This window comes from Burkholderia sp. ABCPW 111 (assembly GCF_000773065.1).
In the GTDB taxonomy this organism is placed as follows: Bacteria; Pseudomonadota; Gammaproteobacteria; order Burkholderiales; family Burkholderiaceae; genus Burkholderia; species Burkholderia savannae.
In genome coordinates this window covers 1-1,732 of sequence record NZ_JPWT01000029.1, presented here as the reverse complement: position 1 = coordinate 1,732, position 1,732 = coordinate 1, and the positions used below count along the sequence as shown (strand labels likewise).

Genomic DNA, 1,732 nt, shown 5'->3' with positions numbered 1-1,732 from the left:
CCGGCTACCGCTTCGACCGTACCACCTCGGCATCGGAACTTCCCGCTTCCCCTCTCGCGCCTCGTTCGGCTTGGCGCGAAAGAGGCGTGATTGTAGGCAGCACTCGGCTTTCACGCAAGCCCTTTTTAAGGGTTTCATCAAAATTCTTGTGTCGCCGCGGCTTACCGTGTCGGCGCAGCACGCTCAACGGCGCCGAGCCGCCGCCGCCAGCCGCTCCAGCGGCACCGCGTCGGCCATCGCCGCGTACCCCGCATCGCTCGGATGAATGTCGTCGCCGCTGTTGTAGCGGCGCTGGAGTGCCGACGGCTTCGCGGGGTCGCGCAACGCGACGTCGAAATCCACGACACCGTCAAATGCGCCCGACGTCCGAATCCACTCGTTGACTTCACGGCGGATCGCTTCGCGCGCCGGCGGCAGCGACGCGGGCGTCAGCGTTGCGCCGAACACCGCGACGCCGCGCGCGTGCGCGGCGGCAATCACCCGGCGGTAGCCTGCGATCAGCGACTGCGCGTCGACCTGCGTGTGCGGCGCATCGCAATCGAGCCCCGACCGCGCCGGCATCGCCGCAAAATTGATGTCGTTGATGCCGATCAGCAGCACCGCGGCCTTCACGCTGGCGCGCGCCAGCGCGTCGCGCTCGAAGCGGCGCTCGAGCGCGATGCCGTAGCAGCGGGAGTCGCTCAGCAGCCGGTTTCCGCTGATGCCGAGATTCACCACGCCGATGTCGTGCTCGCCCGAGCGCTCGAGCCGCGCCGCGAACGCGTCCGGCCAGCGCCGATTGCGGTTCAGGCTCGAGCGCATGCCGTCCGTGATCGAATCGCCGATCGCCACGATCGTCGCGGCGCCCGGCCGCGACGCCTCGACCGCAAGCTCGGCCACCCACGCGGATTGCGTGAAGCGCGTCAGGTAGGCGTCGGGCGCGGCGTCGCTCGCGTGATTACCCGGCGTCGACACGTAATTGACCTGATTCGAGACGCGGTGCCAAACCGCCATCGTCTGGCGAGCGCCCATATACAGGCTGAGCGCGTATGGCGCGCCCGCCGTCACGTCGAATGCGGCCGGATCGCTTTCCCGCTCCTCGCCGGGCGGCACTTCGATCGCGCGCCGACCGCCGAACGTCATCGTCGTCGAACTGCCGGCCGCGATCGCCGCGCCGCCCGACGAGCGAGCGATGCTCGCCTCGCCGATCACGAGCGGCGTCTTGCCGTATGCGTTGCTCACACGAATGCGGACCGCTCGCCCCGCGAGCGTCGGATAAACGATCTGGCGGATCGTGCGCCCCGCGACGTCCGGCGCGCGATACAACGGCGGCGGCGCCGCGAGATCCGGGATCGGCTGCAGCGCCGTCGCCCAGGACGCGACCCAGCGCGCCGGCTGCGCGGGCGCGTCGGCTTGCGCGGCGCTTGCCGTCTGCGATGCAGCGAGCGCGAGACAGCACGAAAAGCACGAAAGAGCGGAAAGCCAGCGGCGAGACGTCATTCGATACTCCTCACGGCAAAGCTTCGGATTTTGCCTGAACTCGGGTTGCGCGCTCCGTTGGTTGCGGGGAAATCGGCTGCGGCGGCGCTTGTCAGTTGCGGCACTGCGTTTCGCGGGCTTCGTTTCCGGTTGCCGGTTGCCGGTTGCCGGTTGCCGGTTGCCGGTCGCCGGTCGCCGGTCGCCGGTCGCCGGTCGCCGGTCGCCGGTCGCCGGTCGCCGGTCGCCGGTCGCCGGTCGCCGGTCGCCGGTCGCC

Annotated in this window: 1 protein-coding gene; it reads right to left on the bottom strand. The window is 70.0% G+C overall.

Translation table 11 applies throughout. The features are described from left to right. Positions 1-183: 183 nt before the first annotated feature. Positions 184-1,479 carry an SGNH/GDSL hydrolase family protein gene (locus X946_RS05260; RefSeq protein WP_038744712.1) on the bottom strand — a complete coding sequence of 432 codons (1,296 nt, stop codon included), beginning with the start codon at positions 1,477-1,479 and terminating at the stop codon, positions 184-186. Positions 1,480-1,732: the final 253 nt, after the last annotated feature.

Excerpts from the sequence above, each read along its gene's own strand:
- X946_RS05260 (WP_038744712.1), bottom strand. The coding sequence starts at position 1,479 with ATGACGTCTCGCCGCTGGCTTTCCGCTCTTTCGTGCTTTTCGTGCTGT.